Genomic DNA, 21,845 nt, shown 5'->3' with positions numbered 1-21,845 from the left:
TTACCTATCAAGCCCGCCGTCCGGCTGGGCACCTTATCCGTTTCAAGCCGTCTTCTTGATCTTAGAAGCGCGCACGCTCTCAGCGGCGCGCTCAAGTCGGACGAGCCCTTCGCGGGCTTCGTCCGCGGTGACGACCAGAGGCGGAAGCAGGCGGATGACATTGTCGCCCGCCGGGATTGCCAGAAGATGAGCGGCACGGATCGCCTGCAGCAACTCTGCCGACGGCACCGCCGCCTTGACGCCGAGCAACAGCCCCTCGCCCCTGACATCCTCGATGACATCGGGGAAGCGGTCCTTGAGCGATGCCAGTCCCTGGCGAAAGATGAGGGAAACGTCGTTGACATGCTGGAGGAAGCCGTCTTCGAGAACGACGTCGAGCACGGCGTTGCCGACAGCCATGGCCAGCGGGTTGCCGCCATACGTCGACCCGTGGGTGCCAGCCTTCATGCCCGAGGCTGCCTCGGCCGTGGCAAGGCAGGCACCGAGGGGGAAACCACCGCCGATACCCTTGGCGACCGCCATGATGTCAGGCGCGATGCCGGACCACTCGTAGGCGAACAATTTTCCAGTGCGACCGACGCCGGTCTGGACCTCATCGAGGATGAGCAGCAGCCCGTTCTCGTCGCAGAGCTGGCGTAGCGCCCTCATGAACTCGTTAGTCGCCGGACGGATACCGCCTTCGCCCTGCACGGGCTCGATCAGAATCGCCGCCGTTTCGTGGGTGATAGCCGCCCGAAGGGCGTCGACATCACCGAATGGAACCTGATCGAAGCCAGGCGCCTTGGGACCGAAGCCTTCGAGGTATTTTTCCTGGCCGCCGGCGGCGATCGTCGCCAGCGTGCGGCCATGGAACGCGCCTTCGAAGGTGATGATATGGAACCGCTCGGGATGACCCTTTGAATACTGGTAGCGGCGCGCGGTCTTGATTGCGCATTCGAGCGCTTCGGCGCCGGAGTTGGTAAAGAACACCTTGTCCGCGAAGGTTGCGCCGGTCAAACGCCTGGCTAGCGCTTCCTGGCCTGGGATCTCGTAGATGTTGGAGAGGTGCCAGACCTTGTCGGCCTGCTCCTTCAGGGCGCCGACGACGTGCGGGTGGCCATGGCCGACGGAGGTCACGGCGACGCCCGCGCCGAAATCGAGATATCGCTCGCCAGTTTCGGTCATCAGCCACACGCCCTCTCCTCGCTCGAACCGCAACGGGGCACGAGAGTAGGTGTCATAAAGCGGCGCGGCTTCAGCCATGGCGCGATCTCCTGTCATTGGTAAACGAGCAACCGGACTCCGGCTAAGAAGCAGGTCCGAAAAATTAAAAATGCCGCCTTTCGGCGGCGAGCAGCACTATTTACTTTTCGCACTGCGATGTCAACAAAACTGAGGTTTTACTGCATGCGTCAAGCTGCCATTCAGGTCACGCGGACCTATCAACAGCTATTGTTGCAGAAATGACTCTCACACCCAGCAAGTTGGGGAAAACTTGAAATTCGATTCGCCGGGATTCAACCGACTCTTGTCACGGAGTCGGCCTCACACTAGGTTAAAACTCAATTACTAGACTGCATGCGGCGGAACTAGTCACCAACATCGAGCAAGCGTTTGTTGCTTCGGATGCGTCCGGGGCAGCGGTGAAGGATTCTGCCTACACCAACGCAAATAAGGCGGAGACAGGGGCATGAACTGGACAGACGAGCGCGTTGAAAGACTGAAAAAGCTTTGGGCCGAAGGCCTTAGCGCCAGCCAGATCGCAGCACAACTTGGCGGCGTAAGCCGCAACGCCGTGATCGGCAAGGTCCACCGGCTGTGCCTGCCGGGCCGCGCCAAGGCTGGCGGCACTGCGGCGACCGCCAGAACGCCAAAGCGCACCACGACGGCGCCGCGCGCTCCGAACTACGCATCCCGGATCGCCACCCGCACCGTTACCCGCCAGCAGGGCGCGACGATGCTGAAGGAAGAGGTGGAAATCGATGCGACCGAAGAAGTGAGGTATCGTCCTTCTTCAAACGTGGTCTTGCCGATCTCGCGCCGCCTCGGTCTGACGGAACTGACCGAACGCACCTGCAAATGGCCGGTCGGCGATCCGCTGAAGGATGACTTCCACTTCTGTGGCTGCGAGTCCCCGGACTCTTCGCCATACTGCACCTACCATCAGCGCATGGCCTACCAGCCGGTCAACGAGCGCCGCAGGGCAGCCAATCGGGTCGCCTGATCCGGACGCCGGATAAGGAACAAGAAAACGGGCCCTCGCGGGCCCGTTTTTCGTTCGTGACGGCTCGGAAACAGCTCAGGCTTCCATGGAATACCCAGCGCCGCGAACCGTGCGAATGACGTCTTGCATATTGGAAAAGTTCAGCGCCTTGCGCAGCCGGCCGACATGGACGTCGACCGTCCGTTCATCAACGTAGATGTCGTGGCCCCAGACCCCATCCAGAAGTTGCGAGCGCGAGAATACGCGGCCGGGCGACGCCATCAGGAACTCCAGGAGGCGGAACTCGGTCGGCCCCAGGCGGACCTCGCGGGTCTTGCGATGGACACGGTGCGTTTCGCGGTCGAGTTCGATATCGCCGCATTTCAGCAGAGACGACAGAACCTCCGGCTTTGCACGGCGTAGCATCGCCTTGACGCGGGCAACAAGTTCCGGCGTCGAGAACGGCTTGACGACATAATCGTCGGCACCGGTCGAGAGGCCGCGAACGCGCTCGCTCTCCTCGCCGCGGGCCGTCAGCATGATGATCGGCAGGCGCTCGGTTTCCGGTCGCTGACGCAGCCGGCGGCACAGTTCGATGCCGGAGACGCCGGGCAGCATCCAATCGAGGATGAGAAGATCGGGCGTTCGCTCCTGAAGCCGGATCTCGGCCTCGTCGCCGCGTAGAATGGTATCGACCTCGAAGCCTTCGGCCTCGAGGTTATAGCGAAGAAGCACGCTGAGTGCCTCTTCGTCTTCAACGACTGCAACTCTTGGGATCATTCGTTTCGGTCTCCTGGGGGCGCGGTTCCGGAACGGTTATTCCGTGACAGCACCAACGGTGTTGGCGGTGTCGTCCTTTGGACGTTCGCCTTCCGGCTGGGCGCCGGTCGCCATGTAGTAGATGGTTTCGGCAATGTTGGTGGCATGGTCGCCGATGCGCTCGATGTTCTTGGCGCAGAAGAGGAGATGCGTGCAACTGGTGATGTTGCGCGGGTCTTCCATCATGTAGGTCAGCATCTCCCGGAAGAGCGAGGTGTACATCGCGTCGATTTCCTCGTCGCGCTCGCGGATCGACTTCGCCCTGTCGGCGGCGCGGCTGGTGTAGACGTCGAGCACTTCCTTGAGCTGGACGAGCGCCAGTTCGGATAGGTGTTCGAGACCGCGGGCAAGCTTGCGTGGAACGCCGCTGCTCTGAACGGCGATGACGCGCTTGGCGGTGTTCTTGCCGAGGTCACCGACACGCTCGAGGTCGGCGGCGATGCGGATCGATCCCATGATCTCGCGAAGGTCGGCAGCCATCGGCTGGCGGCGGGCGATGGTGATGATCGCCTTGTCGCCGATCTCGCGCTCGGCGTGATCGAGGATCACGTCGTCGGAGATGACCTTCTGGGCGAGTGACGTATCGCCGTTGACCAGGGCGCGGACGGCGTCCGACACCATCTGCTCGGCGAGGCCGCCCATTTCCGAAATACGGCGGGAAAGGAATTTCAGGTCGTCGTCATAGGCGGAGTAGATGTGGGTCGATGCCATAGGGCTTATCCTTGAATGTCCTTGAGGGTTTCCGACGCCGGAGGTCAACCGAAGCGGCCCATGATGTAATCCTGGGTGCGCGGGTCATCCGGGTTGGTGAACATCTTGTCGGTATCGTTTTCCTCGACGAGGTTGCCGAGGTGGAACATGGCGGTGCGCTGAGAAACGCGGGCTGCCTGCTGCATCGAGTGCGTGACGATGACGATGGTGTAGCTCTCGCGCAGTTCGTGGATGAGTTCCTCGACCTTTGCAGTTGCGATTGGGTCGAGCGCCGAGCACGGCTCGTCCATCAGAATGACTTCCGGGCTGACGGCGATAGCGCGGGCGATGCACAGACGCTGCTGCTGGCCACCGGAGAGACCGGTCCCTGATTCATGCACGCGGTCCTTCACTTCGTTCCAGAGGCCGGCGCGCTGCAGGCTCTGTTCGACGATCTGGTCCATGTCGGACTTTGCCTTGGCCAGACCGTGAATGCGCGGGCCGTAGGCGACGTTTTCGTAAATCGTCTTCGGGAACGGGTTCGGCTTCTGGAATACCATGCCGACGCGGGCGCGCAGTTCGACGACGTCGATATCCGGATCGTAGATATCATCGCCATCGAGCGTGATCTTGCCGGTGACGCGGCAATTGTCGATCGTGTCGTTCATGCGGTTCAGGCTGCGCAGGAAGGTGGACTTGCCACAACCGGACGGGCCGATGAGGGCCGTCACTGTGTTTTCGCGAATGTTCAGCTTGACGTCGAAAAGCGCACGCTTGTCGCCGTAGTAAACCGAGACGTCCTGGCCGATCATCTTATACGGAATGGTATTCATCTTCTGATCAAGCGCCTTCTCAACTGCTGCTTCCGTCAACATGTTCATGATGTTTACTCCGTTTACCAGCGGCGCTCAAAGCGACGACGCAAGAGGATGGCTCCAAAGTTCATGACGATCAGGAACAGGAGCAGGACGATGATGGCGCCTGAGGTGCGCTCGGTGAAGGCGCGCTCGGCTTCGTTGGCCCACATGTAGACCTGCACCGGCAGAGCCGTGGAAGGGTCGAGCGGGGTGGTCGGAGCATTGGCGACGAAGGCGACCATGCCGATCAGGAGCAGCGGCGCGGTTTCACCGAGCGCGTGCGCCAGACCGATGATGGTGCCGGTCAGGATACCGGGCATGGCAAGCGGCAGGACGTGGTGGAACACCATCTGCATCTTCGAGGCGCCGAGCCCGAGAGCCGCGGCCCGGATGGATGGCGGTACGGCGCGGAGCGCCGCGCGGGTCGCGATGATAATCGTCGGCAGCGTCATCAGGGTCAGCACCAGGCCGCCGACCAGCGATGCCGAACGCGGCAGGCCCGCGAAGTTGATGAAGACTGCAAGCCCGAGCAGACCGTAGACGATCGATGGAACGGCAGCGAGGTTGTTGATGTTGACCTCGATCAGGTCCGTGAGCTTGTTCTTCGGCGCGAACTCTTCGAGATAGATCGAAGCGGCAACGCCGATCGGCAGCGCGAGGACGAGCACGATCAGCATCAGATAGAGCGAGCCGATGAGCGCGACGCCTAGGCCGGCGGCCTCGGGACGGCTGGAGTTGCCGTTTACGAAGAGACCGGTGTTGAATTCCTTGTGCAGGGCGCCGCTGGCCGCCAGCTGGTTCATCCAGCCAACCTGCCGGTCGTTGACCTTGCGGTTCTTCTCATCGACCTTGAGATCGATCTGGCCCTTGTTGGCAGAGTCGACGTTCGCATCGGCGAGCAGGGTGACGTTGATGGTGTTGCCGATCAGCGACGGGTCGGCGAGGACCATGTCACGCAGCACGATCGGAGCGCCCTTGGAGATCATCGCCGTTGCGTCGCGCACTTCGGGGCGGCTGGCGGCGTTGACACCAAGCATCTTGATCATCGCGTCGCGGATCAGCACCGGGTAGTTGGCGGCAACCAGCACCGACGGATCGGCGGCGCGCTTGTTGTTCGGGTCGAGCGTCTTCTCGCTGAACTCGATCGGCAGCGTGATTGCCGTCTGCTGGAAGGCCGTATAGCCCTTGCTGACGATGGTGGTCAGCAGGATCGCAAGGAAAATCAGGCCAAAGGAAATCGCAGCGATGCCATAGGCCTGGAATCGGCGTTCGGCGGCGTAGCGGCGCTTGATGCCGATGTCACGGCGGGCCGGCGCCTTGGAAACGACGACGCCTTCAACCGGAGAAACAATATCCGTCATTCGTACTGCTCCCGGTATTTGCGCACGATATAGAGCGCGTAGATGTTGAGGCAAAGCGTGATGAAGAACAGCGTGATCCCTAGCGCGAAGGCCACCAGCGTCTGCGGCGAAGTGAACTCGAGGTCACCCGTCAGCTGGTTGACGATCTTCACCGTCACCGTCGTCATGGGTTCGAACGGGTTGATCTGGATGCGCGCCGCGACACCGGCCGCGAGCACGACGATCATCGTCTCGCCGATGGCGCGCGACGCGGTCATCAGCAGCGCGCCGACGATGCCGGGAAGCGCTGCCGGCAGGACGACCTTCTTGATCGTCTCTGAACGCGTGGCACCGAGGCCGAGCGAACCGTCACGAAGCGCGCCGGGCACGGCGGTAATGATGTCGTCCGACAGAGAGGAGACGTATGGGATCAGCATGATGCCCATGACGATGCCCGCAGTCAGAACGCTCTGCGCCTGAATGAAGTTGGTATAGTCGCCGGTCAGAAGGCCATTTACCTGGGACGACAGGTCGCGCAGGAAAGGACCGACCGTGATCAGTGCGAAGAAGCCGTAAACGATGGTCGGGATACCGGCCAGCACCTCAAGAAGCGGCTTGGCAACCGAGCGAACCTTCGGAGCGGCATACTCCGCCATGTAGATCGCCGCGAAAAGGCCGACCGGAACTGCGACCAGCATGGCCACGAAGCCGATGTAGAGCGTGCCGAGAAGCAGCGGTATCAGGCCGAACTGACCGAAGGACGAACTGCCTGCACCGGCAAAGCGCGGATCCCAGACGGTGCCGAAGAAAAAGTCGGTGGCGGGGACCGCGGCGAAGAAGTGCGTGGCCTCGGTCAGCATCGACAGAACGATGCCGATGGTCGTCAGGATCGCAATCGACGAAGCCAGCAGCAGACCCCAGAGCATGACGCGCTCCACGCGATTGCGGGCCCGAAAGCGTGGCGCGATCTCGCGGAGCGCATAGAAACCGCCGGCAACGGCCAGGACGAGAACGACCGCCGTCATGACCGCACGGCTCGCGCCGCTCTCTACATTCAGGTTCTGGGCGGCTTCAATCATATAAGGCTGGGGTTCGCCCGCGAGCGGAACACCCTTTGCCGCCAGCTTCGCCTGAAGGCCGGCCGGATCGCTTACACCGGTACTAACGTCTTCCTGCGTGAGCAACGGCAGGCCGCGCGCAATCGCGTTGACCATGCCGAAGCTCAGGTTCTGCTGGGCGGCGGACTGCGCCTTGACGTCATCGGGGAACCCGCCACGGACGGAGGATTCGATGATGGAGGGGCTGATTGCCAACCAGGCGCAGAGCACGAGCAGTGCCGGCAGGGTCGCCCAGATGGCGGCGTAGGCACCGTAGTAGCCCGGCCGGGAATGCAGTGCCGAAGACTTGCCTCCGGCAAGCGCCGTCGCGCGGCCGCGTGCTGCCAGGAAGGCAACGGCGCCGAGTACCACGAGGCACAAGAGTATGACGGATGTACTCATTCGTTAAGGTCCCCAGGCCTTTGGCCCCAAAAAAGCAGAGACGGCAGCGGGCCGCTCCCGGCTTCCAATCATGGAGAATTCGAACTTTGCCGCCTCAATGGCGCGGACAAAGGCAATGCCGGCGCACCTTTCGGGCGCGCCGGCAGCGTTCATTACATGGTCTTGCCGTCTTCGACCGACTTGCGGATCGCGTCGCGCTCTGCATCCGGCGCTGCGACCAGGCCGTATTCGACGAGCGGGCTGTCAGGGCCGATCATCTGCTCGGATACGAAGAAGTTGACGTATTCCTTCAGGCCCGGGATGACGCCGAGGTGTGCCTTCTTGACGTAGAAGAACAACGGGCGGGAAACCGGGTAGGTGCCGTCGGAAATCGTTTCGGTCGACGGAACAATGCCGTTGACGGTGGCGACCTTCAGCTTGTCGGCATTGTTTTCATAGAAGGATAGGCCGAATACGCCGACGCCCGTCTTGTTGGCTGCGATGCGTGCCAGCGTTTCCGGATAGTCGCCGTCGATGTCGACAGCAGCGCCGTCCTTGCGGACTGCAACACAAGCCTTGTTTTGAGCAGCCGCGTCGGCAATCGAAGCCTTGATGACGTCGAGCGCGCCTGAAGCCTTGCAGCCTGCTGCGAGAACATTCACTTCGAAGACTTCGCGGGTGCCATGCTTTTCGCCCGGGATATAAGCAGCGATATCAACCGCGGGAAGCTTCGGATTGACTTCCGACCACTTCTTGTAAGGGTTGGCCACGAGTTTGCCGTCGACGACGACCTGGGCGGCCAGGGCCTTGTAGATGTCAGCCGGAACGTAGGCGACGTCAGGGTTGGAGGCGTCGGTTGCGAAGACGATGCCGTCATAACCGATCTTCACTTCCTGGATGTCGGTCACGCCGGCTGCCTTGCAGGCGTCCAGTTCCTTGGCGTTGATCGGGCGCGAAGCGTTTGCAACGTCGATGGTGTCAGGGCCGACGCCCTTGCAGAATTCCTTGAGGCCGGCACCGGTACCACCGGATTCGACGACCGGTGTTTTGAAGTCCTTGAAGGTTTCGCCGAACGTTTCAGCAACGATCTTGGCGTAAGGCAGAACCGTGGAAGAACCACTGACCTGGACCTGGTCGCGAGCAACAGCCGCGCCTGCGAAAGCGGCGGAAGCAGCAAGTGCGGCGACCGTAAGTTTAAAAGCGTTCATATCAATCTCCCGGGCATATAGCGGTCTGAGTGTGGCCTTGGGCGGCCCCTTGCGGTGCCGTCTTCTTCAGCGGCCTGCTCTCTTTAGCCCCCGATGCCTAGAGGTTTTATGTCAGTTTGGTGAAACATTTGTGACAGCTTATATAACTGATTTTATTATATAAATTATTTGCTCGCGACCGCTGTATTGCGCTTTTATGTCAGAACCGCACGGTAAAGCTCGTTCCCTTGCCCACTTCGGACTTCACAATCAGTCGCGCGCGATGGCGTGTCAGGATGTGCTTTACGATGGCAAGGCCAAGACCGGTTCCCTTCCTCGAGCGGCTGTCTTCGATGTTCACGCGATAGAATCGCTCGGTCAGGCGAGGCACGTGCTCGGCAGGAATCCCCGGCCCCTGATCGACGACGGTAACCTCCACCGGCTCCCCCTGACCGGCTTTCAGGAACACGTCGACAGCCTTTCCTTCCTGACCGTATTTGCAGGCATTTTCCATCAGGTTTTCAAAGACCTGAACGAGCTCATCGCGGTCGCCAAGAACCTCGGCTTTTCCTTCCGGCAGGTGCAACCCGATTTCGACGCCGACATCCCTGGCCAGCGGCAGCAGCGAATCCCTGACATGGCCGATCAACGGGACGAGATCCACCTTCTCGTCCGGCGCGATGTGCGACTTCAACTCCAGCCGCGACAGGGACAAGAGATCGTCGACCAGTCGGCTCATACGAGTCGTCTGGTCGAACATGATCCCGAGGAAGCGCTCCTGCGCCTTCAGATCGTTCTTCGCCGGTCCCTGGATGGTCTCGATGAAGCCGCGCAGGGAGGCAAGCGGCGTGCGCAACTCGTGGCTGGCATTGGCGACGAAATCGGAGCGCATTCGGTCGATCCGACGGACTTCGGAAATGTCGCGGAAAGAAAGCACGAACAGGCGTTCGCCCACACTGTCATCGTGCCCGAGATCGACAGGAGAACTGCGCACGATATAGACGCGCTCGGACGGCAGGCGCTCCGAATGTTCGATCTGGTTCGGTGCGTTGGTCGCGATGGTTTCGCGGACCATGTCGAGAATACCCGGCGAGCGCAGCCGCGCTGAAATATGCGCGCCGAGCACAACCTCACCGAACGCCTTTTCGGCCGCGCGGTTCTGAAACAGAACCGACGCGTCACCCGAAAGCACCATGACCGGGATGTCGAGGGCCGATAGCGTGGCGGAAACCTCAGGCAGGAGACTGCGGCTGACGGGCGCATCGGTTTCAGCGACCGATGGCGGCGTCGGCGTTACAGCGGCTGGCGTGGAATACCACAAAACGGCCGCAACCATGACCAGCAGCAGCCCCAGAGCGCCCCACGCGGCCATGCCTGCACTGATCGCGATCAGTGCGATCGCCAATGCTGCGAGGAGAACGACGCTCTCCTGGCGGATGCGTGCCATCAGGCTGCGTGTCCATGGCGTTTCCTCTTCCAAGTGCCCCTCGCGACGTCGATTCGTTCTTCTTTGGCTTCAAACTTTGCCTGATAGCCCCGATTCATGACAGAAATTTTCGGCTGCTGCAGCGATCGAATAAATCGCGGCGATAAGCACAGGATTTTTACCCAACGGCAAGACGTTTGATTTTCAAAGGAAAATGTGGTGGCTTGCTCGCGGATACGATCCGGGGAGGATACCCATGGCCGACGATGTCGAAAGCAGAGCAGTTGAACTGGATATCCGTGGCAAGAGGCGTGTCTTCGATGTCGACGATCCAGTCCTGCCTGATTGGGTCGATGAAGACGCGTTGCAATCCGGCGGCTTTCCCTACAACAAGAAGCTGAAGGAAGAAGAATACATCGAGGACCTTGAAAAACTGCAGGTGGAATTGGTCAAGGTGCAATTCTGGCTGCAGGCCACCGGCAAGCGGGTGATGGCGCTCTTCGAGGGGCGCGATGCCGCCGGCAAGGGCGGCGCGATTTCCGCCTCCTCCGCCCACATGAACCCTCGTCTCGCGCGCGTCGTCGCCCTCACCAAACCGACCGACCGCGAGGCCGGGCAATGGTATTTCCAGCGCTACGTCGCCCAGTTTCCAACGGCGGGCGAGTTCGTCCTGTTCGACCGCTCCTGGTACAACCGGGCCGGCGTCGAGCCGGTCATGGGCTTCTGCACGCAGAAGCAATACGAGGATTTCCTGACGCAGGCCCCACAGGTGGAGAAGGTAGTCGCGCACGAAGGCATCTTCTTCTACAAGTTCTACCTCGATATCGGACGGGAAATGCAGCTGAAGCGCTTCCACGACCGGCGGCACGACCCGCTGAAAGTCTGGAAGCTGTCATCGATGGACATCGCGGCGCTGACGAAATGGGGCGACTACAGTGAAAAGCGCGACCGAATGCTGAAGGAAACGCATACGGAATTCGCACCCTGGACGGTCATCCATGCCAATGACAAGCGCCGCGCCCGCCTGAACCTCATCCGTCACATGCTGAAGACAATAGACTACGACGGCAAGGAAAAAGACGCCATCGGCAAGCTGGACGACAAAATCATCAGCTCGGGACCTGGCTTCCTGAAATAGTCTACTGCCCGGGCAGGATGCGCACGGCGTAGAGGTTGACGCCCCGCGCCTTGCCATCCAGGTCGCTGTTGATCAGCAGGGTGCCCGCCGAATTCGGCGCCATCGAACGGTCGAAACGCACTTGGAGAAGCACGTCCGATTTCTCGCGCGTCACCGTGAATCGATGGCGCGCGCAATCGCCGAGCGACTGGAAGTCGCATTCGACGGCAATCTGCGTCGGCTCGTCCGAGGTCGATTGCAGCGTGATCGCGATAGTGGAAGACTTTCCGGCCAGTTGCTGTAGCACATCGGCCGGAACGCCGATGCCGACATTGCCGTCGCGGTCGCCAGTTTGCGAAATCAGGCGGACCGCCGGGCCGTCGCTTTCGGCGACATTTTCCGTTCGTGATTGCGCACCCTTCACGATCTTATTCGCGTCGGAGGGCGCGAACACCTCGATCCAGGCAGCCGAGAACGAATTCTGAGGATCGATCGTCACCGGCGCGGGGCCGTTGCCCGAAGCTTCCGCCTGGCCATTCTCGTCGGTGCCGTCGAAATCTTCCGGGGCCGTGCTCGCCGGCGGATTGGCAACGCTTGTATCGCGTTCGGCGGCCGTCATCAGCAGCCCGGAGGTGTGGGCCCACCATGCACCCATGCCGATGAAGGCAAGCAGCACGCACCAGACGAGAAGCCGGGAGAAGAACTTCCGCGGCTTGCGCCGAGCGGCGGCCCGTTCAGGCCGGAAATCCATATTGGCCGGCCTTCTGTCGGCCGCGAAGGTCCCGGTGGCGTCTGGCGCACCCAGATGGTCGGCGCTGCCCGCATGCACTGCTGCAAGGCTGGATTCATCGTCGAAGCGTGGATCGGGGCCGGCATGCGCGCGCGTCTCGCCGCCGATGGCCGGGCTGTTCGAATCCTCGCGAACGCGGTGCGCGGAGGGCGGCGGAATTTCGACCACGGGCGGCACCGAGACTTCCGGCGGCCCCTGGCGGGGATGCAGGCGTTCGCGCTCCTCGGCCTCGATCATGTGGATCGTCGCCTCAAGCCGGTGGCGATGATGCGTGACGGCGTCCGCGTCGGTGATATCCTGCTTGCGCAAGCCGGCTTCCAGCGCCTGGCGCGCCGATTGGTAGATCTTGGCTCGGACTTCGGGATTGTCGCGATCGGCATTGCTGAGCGCCGTTCTGATGGCAGTTTCTAATCCGCTCACGTCCGGTCCTTCGTTCTAGACCCGGTCCTTCGTCTCGGAACTGGGCATCATGCTTAACAGTTTGCAAATGCGGTATCTGGTGGCGCAGGAAACCGCAAGCCTTGCGCAATGCTCAATGCTGCGTCGGCAGGGGATAACGGCGCCGCGCCGCATCTGCCCTTCACTATAGACAACAATAACCGATATTTGCCGAACCGATAGAGCAGCCTTTTCCTCCGCAAGAGTCTCTGATATCAAATTGACGTTTTCGTAAACGTCAATTCTCACGGTGACCCATGGCCCTGCCCCCCATCCTGACGCAAAACCTCAGACTGCCGGTGGTCGCCTCGCCGCTTTTCATCATCTCGCACCCTGCCCTGACACTTGCGCAATGCAAGGCCGGCGTCGTCGGCGCGTTTCCGGCGCTCAACGCTCGGCCTGAGAGCCAGCTCGATGAATGGCTCGCTATGATGACCGAGGATCTGGCGGCCCACAATGCGGCGCATCCGGAGCGGCCCGCCGCCCCCTTCGCAGTCAACCAGATCGTCCACATGTCCAACAAGCGCCTGGAGCACGATCTCCGGCTCTGCGTCGAATACAAGGTACCGATCGTGATCTCATCGCTCGGTGCCGTACCCGAGGTCAACGCGGCGGTGCATTCCTATGGCGGCATCGTCCTGCACGACGTCATCAACAACCGCCATGCCAATTCCGCCATCCGCAAGGGCGCCGACGGGCTGATCGCCGTTGCCGCCGGCGCCGGCGGACATGCCGGCACGCTCTCCCCCTTCGCCCTTGTGCAGGAAATCCGCGAATGGTTCGACGGGCCGCTGCTGCTTGCCGGCGCGATCGCCCATGGCGGAGCCATCCTCGCCGCCCAGGCCATGGGCGCCGACATGGCATACATCGGCTCACCCTTCATCGCGACCGAGGAGGCCCGCGCATCGGACGCCTACAAGCAGGCAATCGTCAAGGGCGGCGCAAACGACATCGTCTACTCCAACTATTTCACCGGCGTGCACGGCAACTACCTGAAACCCTCGGTCCAGGCCGTCGGCCTCGATCCAGACAACCTGCCAGTCGCCGACCCTTCGAAAATGGATTTCGAGCAGGCCGTCGGCGGCGCCAAGGCCTGGAAGGACATATGGGGAAGCGGCCAGGGCATCGGCGCCATCAAGGCTGTCGAGCCCGTCGGCAAGCTCGTCGACCGGCTGGAAACGGAGTACCACGCGGCGCGTGCGAGACTGGCCGTTTAGGCAGACCTGTCACTATTTTCCACAGCGCCGCTCTTTTTTAGCAAAGACACGACAGGGCGCTTGAAATCTTCAGGCAATGCCTGTATCAGCGCCATGCAAATCGCGGGCCGCACCGTTCGGCCCCGGATTAGCCGCTTTAGCTCAGGTGGTAGAGCACATCATTCGTAATGATGGGGTCGCAGGTTCGAGTCCTGCAAGCGGCACCATTTTTTCAAGAATTTAAGGTGGTTTTTGACTGTGCGGTCCGTCGCGAAGCCATGTTGCGGGCTGGTGGGATCATGTGCTCGCTGAGATCGCAGTCACGACGCGCAACAGGCTTGTCCGAATGGCCCTTTGGTACCACGCAGCCCTCGGCGCTAGCAGGTGATCGCAAGGTAGCTCGATGACGCAATGCCCAGCGATGGCCCGCGGGCGAAAACGGATTGACGGTCCCAAGTCATTGAACCATCTTGCGGAAAAATGGAGGTTTGACATGATGACAGGCTCTCAGTGCCGCGCCGCGCGGGCGCTCGTCGAGTACAGCAGAGATCACCTTGCGACGTCCTCGGGTATCAGCACAGAGATTATCGAGATGTTCGAACGCAAACTCGACAATCCGGATGACGCGAGCATTGATGCGCTCCGGTCCGGGCTCGAAAATGCCGGGGCCGTGTTCCTTACGGATGGAGAAGCCGGTGGGATCGGAGTGCGGTTGAAATTCAACCAGTCTGAAACACGACGGATTGCAACCCTCGAAGGCGAAGGCGGGATCGTTGCGCATGACGACGTGCCTTGAGCCTTCCGGAGGCTGCAAGCAGGGGGCTGCAGCAGCATCGAAAGATTTTCTCTCTCTTTAGTTGTTTTTCTGGCGCTGCCGCAGGGTACAGCCCCACTCGCGCCACCGAAGGTTCCGGTGATATAGACAGGCCATGGACTCACGTTATGCCATTGTTGCCGGCCGATCTTGCGGAAGCTGCACGCTGTGTTGCCGGCTCCCGGAGATCGATGCGCTTTCGAAGCCGGCGAACGTGCCGTGCAGTCACTGCATCGAGGGGAGTGGCTGCGCAATCTATCAGGATCGGCCGCAGCTCTGCAGAGATTTTCTCTGTCTCTGGATGATCAGCGAAGGACTGGGCGAGGAATGGCATCCATCGCACTCGCATATGATGATCTACGCGCAGGGACCGCAGATCACCATTCTGGTCGACCCCGCCCATCCGCACGCCTGGAGGCAAGAACCCTATCTGTTGCAGCTCCGCCGGTGGGCGAATGACTCTGCCCTGGTTGGCGGGTACGTCATCGTTTTTGCCGGAGACGAGATTTCCAAGATCGCTCCAACGGAAGTGGCGCAACGGGCCGATTCCGGATCGTTTTCAATTTAGTTCGGCCGCTCGCGCCCGATCAGTCAAAACGTTCGTCGATGTGCTCCGTGTCGTCATGCTGGCGATGAGCGTCTTCGCTCCGGCCAACGGCCTGATCAACAAGCTGAGCGATGAGCTCCAGTCGATCCGCGATGCCAACGTCATCGTCTACAACCTCCCGCCGATCATCGGGCTTGGGACCGGCAGCGGCTTCGAGTATCAGCTTCTCAGCCTGAGCGGCGGAAGCGCTACGGAAATTGCCCAGGCGGCGCGCGGCCTTATCTTCGCGGCCAACCAGAATCCGGCCCTGAGCCGGGTCTACACCACCTTCAGCGCCAACACGCCGCAGCTCTATCTCGATATCGACCGTGAGAAGGTTCAGACACTCGGCATCCAGGTCGCTGACGTGTTCAGTGCGCTCCAGGCGGTTCTCGGCAGCACGTATGTCAACGACTTCAACCTTTTCGGCCGAACGTGGCAGGTGACCGTTCAGGGCGAGGCTTCCGCCCGCGCGCGGATCGACGACATCTACGACATCAACGTCCGCAACAGCAGCGGCGAGATGGTTGCGGTCAGGGCGTTTGCGCAGGCGCGCCTGATCCTCGGGCCGCAGCAGATCGTCCGGTTCAACAATTACTCGAGCGCCACGATCAACGGCGGCCCGGCGCCCGGTCGCAGTTCCGGCGAGGCGATCGCCGCAATGGAGGAAGTGTCGGCGAAGACGCTGCCGCCCGGCTACAGCTACGAATGGACCGGAACCGCGCGGCAGGAGATCGAGGCAAGCGGCAAGACGACTATTGTCCTCGGCCTCGCCGTCCTCTTCGCCTATCTGTTCCTTGTCGGGCTCTACGAGAGCTGGACCATCCCCATCGCGGTGTTGCTATCGGTCACCGCCGGCATCGCGGGTGCGATGCTGGCGCTGAAGATCTCCGGCCTCGACAACAATCTCTACGCCCAGATCGGTCTTGTCGTGCTGATCGCGCTCGCCGCGAAGAACGGCATTCTGATCGTCGAGTTCGCCATGGAGCGGCGCAAGTATGGATTCGGCATCTCCGAGGCGGCGGTAGAGGGTGCCAAGGAACGGTTCCGTGCTGCCATGATGACGAGCTGCGCCTTCATCGCCGGCCTCGTGCCGCTTGTCATAGCAGAAGGAGCCGGCATGCTCAGCCGCCGCGGCGTCGGTACCGCGGTCTTCGGCGGCATGCTCGGGGCAGCTCTGGTCGGCATCTTCCTGATCCCGGTGCTCTACGTGGTCTTCCAGTGGCTCCGGGAAAAGGCAAAGAGTATCAAGAGCGCGCCGAAGCCCCAGGCGATCGAATAGTATCGGCCACTCGCCCAGGCTTGCGATCTTTCCGTCAACTGCCAGCGCCTTCGGCTTCGGTCGCAATCTGCGGCAGCGACTGCAACAGGGTCTGGCGCGCCGAACGAAGGTGCATGCGGCAAGAGAACTCGATCGCCGCCGGGTCGCGGGATTCGAGGGCGGCGATGTAATCGAGATGCTCGTGAATGGCGCGCTCGTTGCGCTGGCGGGCAAACGCCTTGTTCCACTGATAGTGATAGTGAAAGACGATGGCGATCGCATCATAGAAATCGGCGATGAACCGGTTCTTGGCCGCGCCGTGGATGAGCAGGTGGAAGCGCTCGTCGAGGGCAGAGAACTGCTTGTAGCGCCTGTCGAGATCCTGCAGCATGGCCTGGTGCTCGGCCTTGATCTCGGCAAGTGCGCGCCAGGCATCGTTGCCGGGCGGCAGCTTTCCGAATTCGGTCGCCGAGTGAAGCTCGAACATCTCGCGCACGTCGGCCAGCTCCAGCGCGAATTCGCGGGTGAACCCTTTCAGGATCCAATGGCTGTTGGGCCGCTTTTCGATCAAACCGAAGCGGGAGAAGCGAATGAGGAATTCACGTACGCTCGTGGTGCCTGTTCCGATTTCGCGGGCAAGTTCCAACTCGTTTATCTGCATGCCGGGCGCCGCATCGTCAGACAGGATGCGCAGCATGAAGCTCCGTTCGATGATGTTGTGGAGCGAATCCGTTTCCTCCGGAGGGAAGAAATCCTCCTCTATCGGCTTGCGCAGGACTATCTTCTGCCGCTTGTTCCAGCGAATGATCCCTTCGTCGCTGAGGCGGGTCAGGATCGCCCGCGCGGTGCTGCGGCTAATGCCGAGCTGCGCGGCGATTTCCGGTTCCGAAGGCAGTGCCTCATCGGCCCGCAATGCCGAGGCATAGCGGTTGTAGGCCTCCTTGAAGACCGTATTTTGTCTTGCCATACGCACCCTGCCCTCTCGCCCTGCTGCATGGGCCGTAATCCGCGAGTTGCGGGTTCGGAGCATGTCAGAAGCTTATCTATCAGCAATCCTTAGATTATTTTTGATCGCGTGCGGCTCTTTGCCTCCCTCGTCCACAGGATCAACAATCCCGTTGACTTGGAAATGTTTATTGTAGATAAAAAACAAAATCAATGCGCATTCGCCGATGCAGCGAGTGTTTCCTTAGGGAGAAGACTATTGACGAAAGACCCCTGGATCATCCTGTCGGCCGGTGACAATGTTGCGGTTGCAACGGCGGTGATCGTGCCCGGCTCCGATGTCGCAGGCATCCAGACCCGCGAAAAGATCGACGCCGGCCACAAGATTGCCCTCACCGATATCGCCCTCGGTCAGCCGGTCGTCAAATACGGCCAGGCGATCGGCCGCACGACAGCGGACGTCAAGGCCGGCGATCACGTCCACAGTCACAACCTGCATTTCGAAAACGACCGCCTTGCGGCGACAGCGAATTCGGCTCCGGAAGAAGCAAGCGCCGCCGACCGAGCGCGCACCTTCATGGGCTACCGCCGCGCTGACGGGCGTGCGGCGACGCGTAACTATATCGGTATCATTGCCAGCGTGAACTGTTCCACCACGGTCTGTCGCGCGATTGCCGACACGGCAAACCGCACGCTCCTGCCGCTTTACGAGGGCATCGACGGCTTCGTGCCGATCGTCCACGACCAGGGCTGCGGCATGAGTTCGACGGGAGACGGCATGGCCGTGCTGCACCGGACGCTTGCCGGCTACACCAGGCATGTCAATTTCGGCGGCGTGCTGATGATCGGACTTGGCTGCGAGGTCAACCAGCTGACGCTTTACGGCCAGAGCGGGGCGGGCAATTCGAAGCGCCATTTCAACATCCAGGACGCAGGCGGATCGCGCCGTGCCGTCGAACGTGCCATGGGCATGCTTCGCGAGATCGCCGACGACGTCGGCCGCGAGCGGCGCATGCCGATCTCGATTGGCGAAATCATCATCGGCCTGCAATGCGGCGGCTCGGATGGCTTCTCGGGCATCACCGCCAATCCGGCGCTCGGCGTCGCGGCCGACCTGCTGGCTGCGGCCGGCGGCACCTCGATCCTCTCGGAAACCTCCGAAATCTATGGCGCCGAACACCTGCTGCGCAGCCGCGCTATCAACGACGATGTGGCGAGGAAGCTCGACGACAAGATCGCCTGGTGGGAAAAATATGTGGCGATGCACGGCGCCTCGCTCGACAACAACCCTTCGCCCGGCAACAAGCGCGGCGGGTTGACGACTATTCTTGAAAAGTCTCTTGGCGCGGTTGCCAAGGGCGGACGCTCCCCGCTCAACGCCGTCTACGGCTATGCCGAGCGGGTCACCGCTCCCGGTCTCGTTTTCATGGATACGCCCGGCTACGACCCGGTCTCGGCGACCGGCCAGGTCGCCGGCGGTGCCAACATGATCGCGTTCACCACAGGTCGCGGCAGCTGCTTCGGCTGTCGCCCGGCACCATCGATCAAGCTCTCCAGCAATTCGGCGCTCTATGCCTCGATGGAAGAGGACATGGACATCGACTGCGGCACGATCGCCACCGGCGATGTGACGATCAGCGGCAAGGGCCGCGAGATCTTCGATCTCATCATCGATACCGCCTCGGGCAAAAAGACCAAGAGCGAGGAGTTCGGCTACGGCGATAACGAATTCGTGCCGTGGCATCTCGGCGCAACGCTCTAGATCATAGCAATATCAGGTCTTCAGAGGAGGAATGATGAAGACGAGGACCATCGGCAAGACAGAGTTGGCTGTGACCGAAGTGAGCTTCGGCGCAGCGGCGCTCGGCGGCCTATACCGTGCCTGCCCACGTGAGCAGGCGATAGAAACGCTTGATGCGGCATGGGACAGCGGCATCCGTTATTTCGACGTCGCCCCTTGGTACGGGCTCGGCCTTGCCGAACGCCGCGTTGGCGATTTTCTGCGCGACAAGCCCGAGGCCGAATGGGTGCTGTCCACCAAGGTCGGACGGCTGCTGCGGCCGGTGCCAACCGGCACGGTGCCTGACTACAGCTACGTCGACCCGCTCTGCTTCGATGCAGACTACGACTATTCCTATGACGGCATCATGCGCTCGGTCGAGTTCAGCTATGCACGCCTTGGACTGAACCGCATCGACATTCTCTTTGTGCATGACATCGGCGGCTATACGCATGGTGCAGCCAAGAATGCGGTCTATCTGAAGCAGTTTCTCGATGGCGGCATCAAGGCACTCGAAGAGCTTAAATCCTCCGGCGCGATCAAGGCTTTTGGCCTCGGCGTCAACGAAGTTCCTGTTTGTCTCGACGTCATGCGAAATGCCGATATCGACTGCATTTTGATGGCCGGCCGCTACACTCTGCTCGATCGGACTGCGGTTGCCGAACTGCTGCCGCTCTGCCGGCAGAAGGGCACGTCCCTTGTGGTCGGCGGCGTCTTCAACTCCGGCATTCTCGCGACCGGTGCGGTGCCGGGATCGAACTTCGACTATATGCCGGCGACGGACGACGTGCTTGCCAGGGTTGGCGGCATGGAGACTATTGCTCGGAAATACGACGTATCGCTGGCGGCGCCTGCCCTGCAATTTCCGCTACGCGAGCCGATGGTCGCTTCCGTTCTGATCGGTACCGCGAAGACATCGAGCCTGAAGCGCAACCTTGAGCTTTTCATGCCACCGTTGCCGGAGACAATCTACCCCGAATTCGACAACTACACGCTTGTGGCGCCGCCTCTCGGCAATGAAGCCGTGCGCGTCTGAGGAACAGAGAATGCTCAAAGGAATCCACCCCGTTCTCAATCCCGATCTGCTGCGAGCCATCGCCCGCATGGGTCATGGGGACGAAATCGTTATCGCCGACGCCAACTTCCCTTCGAGCACAATGGGTCCTGAGACGATCCGTGCCGACGGCGTAAGCGCGACCGATATGGCTGAAGCAATCCTCGCCCACATGCCGCTCGACACGTTCGTTCCGGAAACTGCCTGGCGCATGGAGGTCGTCGGCGATCCGCAGGCGGTGCCGGACGTATGCTCGGAGTTCCAGGCCATCGTATCGACGCGTGCGGGCGACTTCACGATTGCGTCGCTGGAGCGTTTCGCCTTTTACGAGCGATCGCGGAAGGCGGCCTACATCGTGGCGACCACGGAGTTCCGGCTCTATGGCAATCTGATCCTGAAGAAGGGCGTGGTGCACCCACATGAGGTGTTTACCGGCTAGCTGGAAATAGAACAAACATTCCGTATTGACATTTGAACGGAACCAATGTTTCATTACCGCAACGGCAATTGCTTTTGTCGCCGGATATCGGGGAGGACGGCCGAGGGATAATGAAGGTCTGAGGTCGGGTTGCGGGTTCCTGGCTGGGCCATTTGCGACGGCAGTAACTGACCCCGTCGCCATTGGCGTCGGCGGTCGAAACGCCCGGAACCGCTGAGTCAAAGGGCTTTAAGGCATGGGGTTGCAATTGGAATCAGCCTCGGCTAGCTTCCAAATTGGAAATGTTTTTTATCGATAAAAATCTCTCGTTCGCGTTCGCGAGAGATTTCCAGGAGGAGAACGCACCTGAGAGGAGAACCTACATGCGCATGAAATCCATTCTGTCCCGTCGAGCCTTTACAGCTCTTGCGGGCGCTGCCGTGATCGCAACCGCGATGCCGATGCCGTCTTTCGCGGCCGACGTCACGATCCCGATCATCGTCAAGGACACCACATCCTTCTACTGGCAGATCGTTCTCGCCGGCGCTCGCGCAGCTGGCAAGGATCTCGGCGTCAACGTGCCGGAACTCGGCGCGCAGGCTGAAACCGACGTCAACGGCCAGATCAGCATTCTTGAAAACGCCGTAGCCGGCAAGCCGGCCGCAATCGTCATCTCGCCGACCGAATTCAAGGCGCTCGGCAAGCCGATCGATGAAGCCGCCAAGTCCGTTCCGATCGTCGGCATCGATTCCGGCGCCGACTCTAAGGCGTTCAAGTCGTTCCTGACGACCGACAACACGCAGGGTGGCCGCATTGCTGCCGACGGCCTCGCTGCCGCGATCAAGGCAATGACGGGCAAGGACGAAGGCGACGTCGTGATCATCACGAACACGCCAGGCGCCGGCTCGCTCGAGCAGCGCCGCGAAGGCTTCCTCGACCAGGTCAAGACCAAGTATCCGGGCCTGAAAGTCGTCGCCGACAAGTATGCTGACGGCCAGGCAACGACCGGTCTCAACATCATGACCGACCTGATCACTGCCAACCCGAACATCGTTGGGGTCTTCGCGTCCAACCTGATCATGGCACAGGGCGTCGGCCAGGCGATTGCTGAAAACAAGCTCGGCGACAAGGTCAAGGTCATCGGCTTCGACAGCGACGACAAGACGGTCGGCTTCCTCAAGGACGGCGCGCTTGCCGGCCTCGTGGTGCAGGATCCCTACCGCATGGGTTACGACGGCGTGAAAACCGCGCTTGCCGTATCCAAGGGCGAAAAGGTCGAGGCCAATGTCGATACCGGCGCGAACCTCGTTACCAAGGCCAACATGAGCGAACCGAAGATCGACGCTCTGCTGAACCCGAAGATCAAGTAATCTTCAACAGGGCCGCGCGCGCGCAATCCCGCGCGGCCCTTCTTCACCTGTGACATCGCCTGCCTGTCGAGCGCGGATGCCTGGTGGAGAGACAGGA

At 61.2% G+C, this 21,845-nt stretch carries 19 protein-coding genes, 1 tRNA gene and 1 pseudogene; 11 read left to right on the top strand and 10 right to left on the bottom strand.

Annotated elements, in window-relative coordinates; all coding sequences use genetic code 11:
* Positions 1–42 precede the first annotated feature (42 nt).
* Positions 43–1,242 carry an acetylornithine transaminase gene (locus tag AC1DMK_RS28375; protein WP_477863673.1) on the bottom strand — a complete coding sequence of 400 codons (1,200 nt, stop codon included), beginning with the start codon at positions 1,240–1,242 and terminating at the stop codon, positions 43–45.
* A 427-nt stretch (positions 1,243–1,669) separates the two neighbouring features.
* Here AC1DMK_RS28375 and AC1DMK_RS28370 point away from each other — a divergent pair, with 427 nt between their 5' ends.
* On the top strand, positions 1,670–2,203 hold the full coding sequence (locus tag AC1DMK_RS28370; RefSeq protein ID WP_477863672.1) for a GcrA family cell cycle regulator: 534 nt from the start codon (positions 1,670–1,672) through the stop codon (positions 2,201–2,203).
* Between the two features lie 75 nt (positions 2,204–2,278).
* On the opposite strand, the gene phoB is transcribed toward AC1DMK_RS28370, so the two are convergent.
* The 7 genes from phoB to phoR form a co-directional block, all read right to left on the bottom strand.
* Positions 2,279–2,962: a phosphate regulon transcriptional regulator PhoB gene (gene phoB, locus AC1DMK_RS28365; protein ID WP_037060699.1), complete on the bottom strand. Its 684-nt coding sequence runs from the start codon at positions 2,960–2,962 to the stop codon at positions 2,279–2,281.
* A 36-nt stretch (positions 2,963–2,998) separates the two neighbouring features.
* Positions 2,999–3,712 (bottom strand): phosphate signaling complex protein PhoU, encoded by a 714-nt coding sequence (gene phoU, locus AC1DMK_RS28360; protein WP_037060697.1) that lies wholly within the window; start codon positions 3,710–3,712, stop codon positions 2,999–3,001.
* Between the two features lie 44 nt (positions 3,713–3,756).
* A complete protein-coding gene (gene pstB / locus AC1DMK_RS28355) occupies positions 3,757–4,572 on the bottom strand; it encodes a phosphate ABC transporter ATP-binding protein PstB (protein ID WP_037060696.1) in 816 nt (271 codons plus the stop codon).
* A gap of 14 nt (positions 4,573–4,586) precedes the next feature.
* Positions 4,587–5,909, bottom strand: coding sequence for a phosphate ABC transporter permease PstA (gene pstA / locus AC1DMK_RS28350; RefSeq protein ID WP_037060694.1), 1,323 nt, complete (start codon positions 5,907–5,909; stop codon positions 4,587–4,589).
* Positions 5,906–7,387, bottom strand: a complete 1,482-nt coding sequence (gene pstC, locus AC1DMK_RS28345) for a phosphate ABC transporter permease subunit PstC (protein WP_037060692.1) — start codon at positions 7,385–7,387, stop codon at positions 5,906–5,908. Before pstC ends, pstA begins: the two co-directional genes overlap by 4 nt.
* A 152-nt stretch (positions 7,388–7,539) precedes the next feature.
* Positions 7,540–8,574, bottom strand: a complete 1,035-nt coding sequence (locus AC1DMK_RS28340) for a substrate-binding domain-containing protein (protein ID WP_037060691.1) — start codon at positions 8,572–8,574, stop codon at positions 7,540–7,542.
* Between the two features lie 199 nt (positions 8,575–8,773).
* Positions 8,774–10,000 carry a phosphate regulon sensor histidine kinase PhoR gene (gene phoR, locus AC1DMK_RS28335; RefSeq protein ID WP_477863671.1) on the bottom strand — a complete coding sequence of 409 codons (1,227 nt, stop codon included), beginning with the start codon at positions 9,998–10,000 and terminating at the stop codon, positions 8,774–8,776.
* Positions 10,001–10,235: 235 nt separating this feature from the next.
* Here phoR and ppk2 point away from each other — a divergent pair, with 235 nt between their 5' ends.
* Positions 10,236–11,117, top strand: a complete 882-nt coding sequence (gene ppk2, locus AC1DMK_RS28330; protein WP_477863670.1) for a polyphosphate kinase 2 — start codon at positions 10,236–10,238, stop codon at positions 11,115–11,117.
* A 1-nt stretch (position 11,118) separates the two neighbouring features.
* On the opposite strand, the gene AC1DMK_RS28325 is transcribed toward ppk2, so the two are convergent.
* Positions 11,119–12,306: a hypothetical protein gene (locus AC1DMK_RS28325; RefSeq protein WP_477863669.1), complete on the bottom strand. Its 1,188-nt coding sequence runs from the start codon at positions 12,304–12,306 to the stop codon at positions 11,119–11,121.
* A gap of 275 nt (positions 12,307–12,581) precedes the next feature.
* Between AC1DMK_RS28325 and AC1DMK_RS28320 the strand changes: the two genes are divergently transcribed.
* The 5 genes and pseudogenes from AC1DMK_RS28320 to AC1DMK_RS28300 form a co-directional block, all read left to right on the top strand.
* The gene (locus AC1DMK_RS28320) at positions 12,582–13,541 is read left to right on the top strand and encodes an NAD(P)H-dependent flavin oxidoreductase (protein ID WP_477863668.1); all 960 of its coding nucleotides are present in this window, start codon (positions 12,582–12,584) and stop codon (positions 13,539–13,541) included.
* 130 nt (positions 13,542–13,671) lie between these two features.
* Positions 13,672–13,747, top strand: a tRNA-Thr gene (locus AC1DMK_RS28315).
* Positions 13,748–14,013: 266 nt separating this feature from the next.
* A complete protein-coding gene (locus tag AC1DMK_RS28310) occupies positions 14,014–14,316 on the top strand; it encodes a hypothetical protein (protein ID WP_037060681.1) in 303 nt (100 codons plus the stop codon).
* 133 nt (positions 14,317–14,449) lie between these two features.
* Entirely contained in the window at positions 14,450–14,902 is a 453-nt protein-coding gene (locus tag AC1DMK_RS28305) for a hypothetical protein (RefSeq protein ID WP_477863667.1), read from the top strand.
* An 82-nt stretch (positions 14,903–14,984) separates the two neighbouring features.
* Positions 14,985–16,202: pseudogene (locus AC1DMK_RS28300) on the top strand (efflux RND transporter permease subunit); the annotation flags it as partial.
* Between the two features lie 34 nt (positions 16,203–16,236).
* Here AC1DMK_RS28300 and AC1DMK_RS28295 read toward each other — a convergent pair.
* Positions 16,237–17,148 (bottom strand): GntR family transcriptional regulator, encoded by a 912-nt coding sequence (locus AC1DMK_RS28295; protein ID WP_037060676.1) that lies wholly within the window; start codon positions 17,146–17,148, stop codon positions 16,237–16,239.
* A 237-nt stretch (positions 17,149–17,385) separates the two neighbouring features.
* Here AC1DMK_RS28295 and AC1DMK_RS28290 point away from each other — a divergent pair, with 237 nt between their 5' ends.
* From AC1DMK_RS28290 to AC1DMK_RS28275, 4 genes are all read left to right on the top strand, one after another.
* On the top strand, positions 17,386–18,888 hold the full coding sequence (locus tag AC1DMK_RS28290; RefSeq protein WP_037060675.1) for an altronate dehydratase family protein: 1,503 nt from the start codon (positions 17,386–17,388) through the stop codon (positions 18,886–18,888).
* A gap of 34 nt (positions 18,889–18,922) precedes the next feature.
* A complete protein-coding gene (locus tag AC1DMK_RS28285) occupies positions 18,923–19,942 on the top strand; it encodes an aldo/keto reductase (RefSeq protein ID WP_477863666.1) in 1,020 nt (339 codons plus the stop codon).
* 10 nt (positions 19,943–19,952) lie between these two features.
* Entirely contained in the window at positions 19,953–20,399 is a 447-nt protein-coding gene (locus AC1DMK_RS28280) for an RbsD/FucU domain-containing protein (RefSeq protein WP_037060670.1), read from the top strand.
* Between the two features lie 362 nt (positions 20,400–20,761).
* On the top strand, positions 20,762–21,748 hold the full coding sequence (locus AC1DMK_RS28275) for an ABC transporter substrate-binding protein (RefSeq protein ID WP_037060667.1): 987 nt from the start codon (positions 20,762–20,764) through the stop codon (positions 21,746–21,748).
* Positions 21,749–21,845: the final 97 nt, after the last annotated feature.

It is taken from the genome of Rhizobium sp. 05L419, from assembly GCF_056397845.1.
Note: the sequence above shows the minus strand (reverse complement) of the source record. Positions and strands in the feature narration are given on the sequence as shown.

Coding starts and splice junctions, on each gene's coding strand:
- AC1DMK_RS28375 (WP_477863673.1), bottom strand. CDS start 1,242: ATGGCTGAAGCCGCGCCGCTTTATGACACCTACTCTCGTGCCCCGTTG.
- phoU (WP_037060697.1), bottom strand. CDS start 3,712: ATGGCATCGACCCACATCTACTCCGCCTATGACGACGACCTGAAATTC.
- AC1DMK_RS28295 (WP_037060676.1), bottom strand. CDS start 17,148: ATGGCAAGACAAAATACGGTCTTCAAGGAGGCCTACAACCGCTATGCC.
- AC1DMK_RS28370 (WP_477863672.1), top strand. CDS start 1,670: ATGAACTGGACAGACGAGCGCGTTGAAAGACTGAAAAAGCTTTGGGCC.
- AC1DMK_RS28310 (WP_037060681.1), top strand. CDS start 14,014: ATGATGACAGGCTCTCAGTGCCGCGCCGCGCGGGCGCTCGTCGAGTAC.
- pstB (WP_037060696.1), bottom strand. CDS start 4,572: ATGAACATGTTGACGGAAGCAGCAGTTGAGAAGGCGCTTGATCAGAAG.
- AC1DMK_RS28275 (WP_037060667.1), top strand. CDS start 20,762: ATGCGCATGAAATCCATTCTGTCCCGTCGAGCCTTTACAGCTCTTGCG.
- AC1DMK_RS28305 (WP_477863667.1), top strand. CDS start 14,450: ATGGACTCACGTTATGCCATTGTTGCCGGCCGATCTTGCGGAAGCTGC.
- AC1DMK_RS28320 (WP_477863668.1), top strand. CDS start 12,582: ATGGCCCTGCCCCCCATCCTGACGCAAAACCTCAGACTGCCGGTGGTC.
- AC1DMK_RS28285 (WP_477863666.1), top strand. CDS start 18,923: ATGAAGACGAGGACCATCGGCAAGACAGAGTTGGCTGTGACCGAAGTG.
- AC1DMK_RS28280 (WP_037060670.1), top strand. CDS start 19,953: ATGCTCAAAGGAATCCACCCCGTTCTCAATCCCGATCTGCTGCGAGCC.
- AC1DMK_RS28340 (WP_037060691.1), bottom strand. CDS start 8,574: ATGAACGCTTTTAAACTTACGGTCGCCGCACTTGCTGCTTCCGCCGCT.
- pstC (WP_037060692.1), bottom strand. CDS start 7,387: ATGAGTACATCCGTCATACTCTTGTGCCTCGTGGTACTCGGCGCCGTT.
- phoR (WP_477863671.1), bottom strand. CDS start 10,000: ATGGCACGCATCCGCCAGGAGAGCGTCGTTCTCCTCGCAGCATTGGCG.
- phoB (WP_037060699.1), bottom strand. CDS start 2,962: ATGATCCCAAGAGTTGCAGTCGTTGAAGACGAAGAGGCACTCAGCGTG.
- ppk2 (WP_477863670.1), top strand. CDS start 10,236: ATGGCCGACGATGTCGAAAGCAGAGCAGTTGAACTGGATATCCGTGGC.
- pstA (WP_037060694.1), bottom strand. CDS start 5,909: ATGACGGATATTGTTTCTCCGGTTGAAGGCGTCGTCGTTTCCAAGGCG.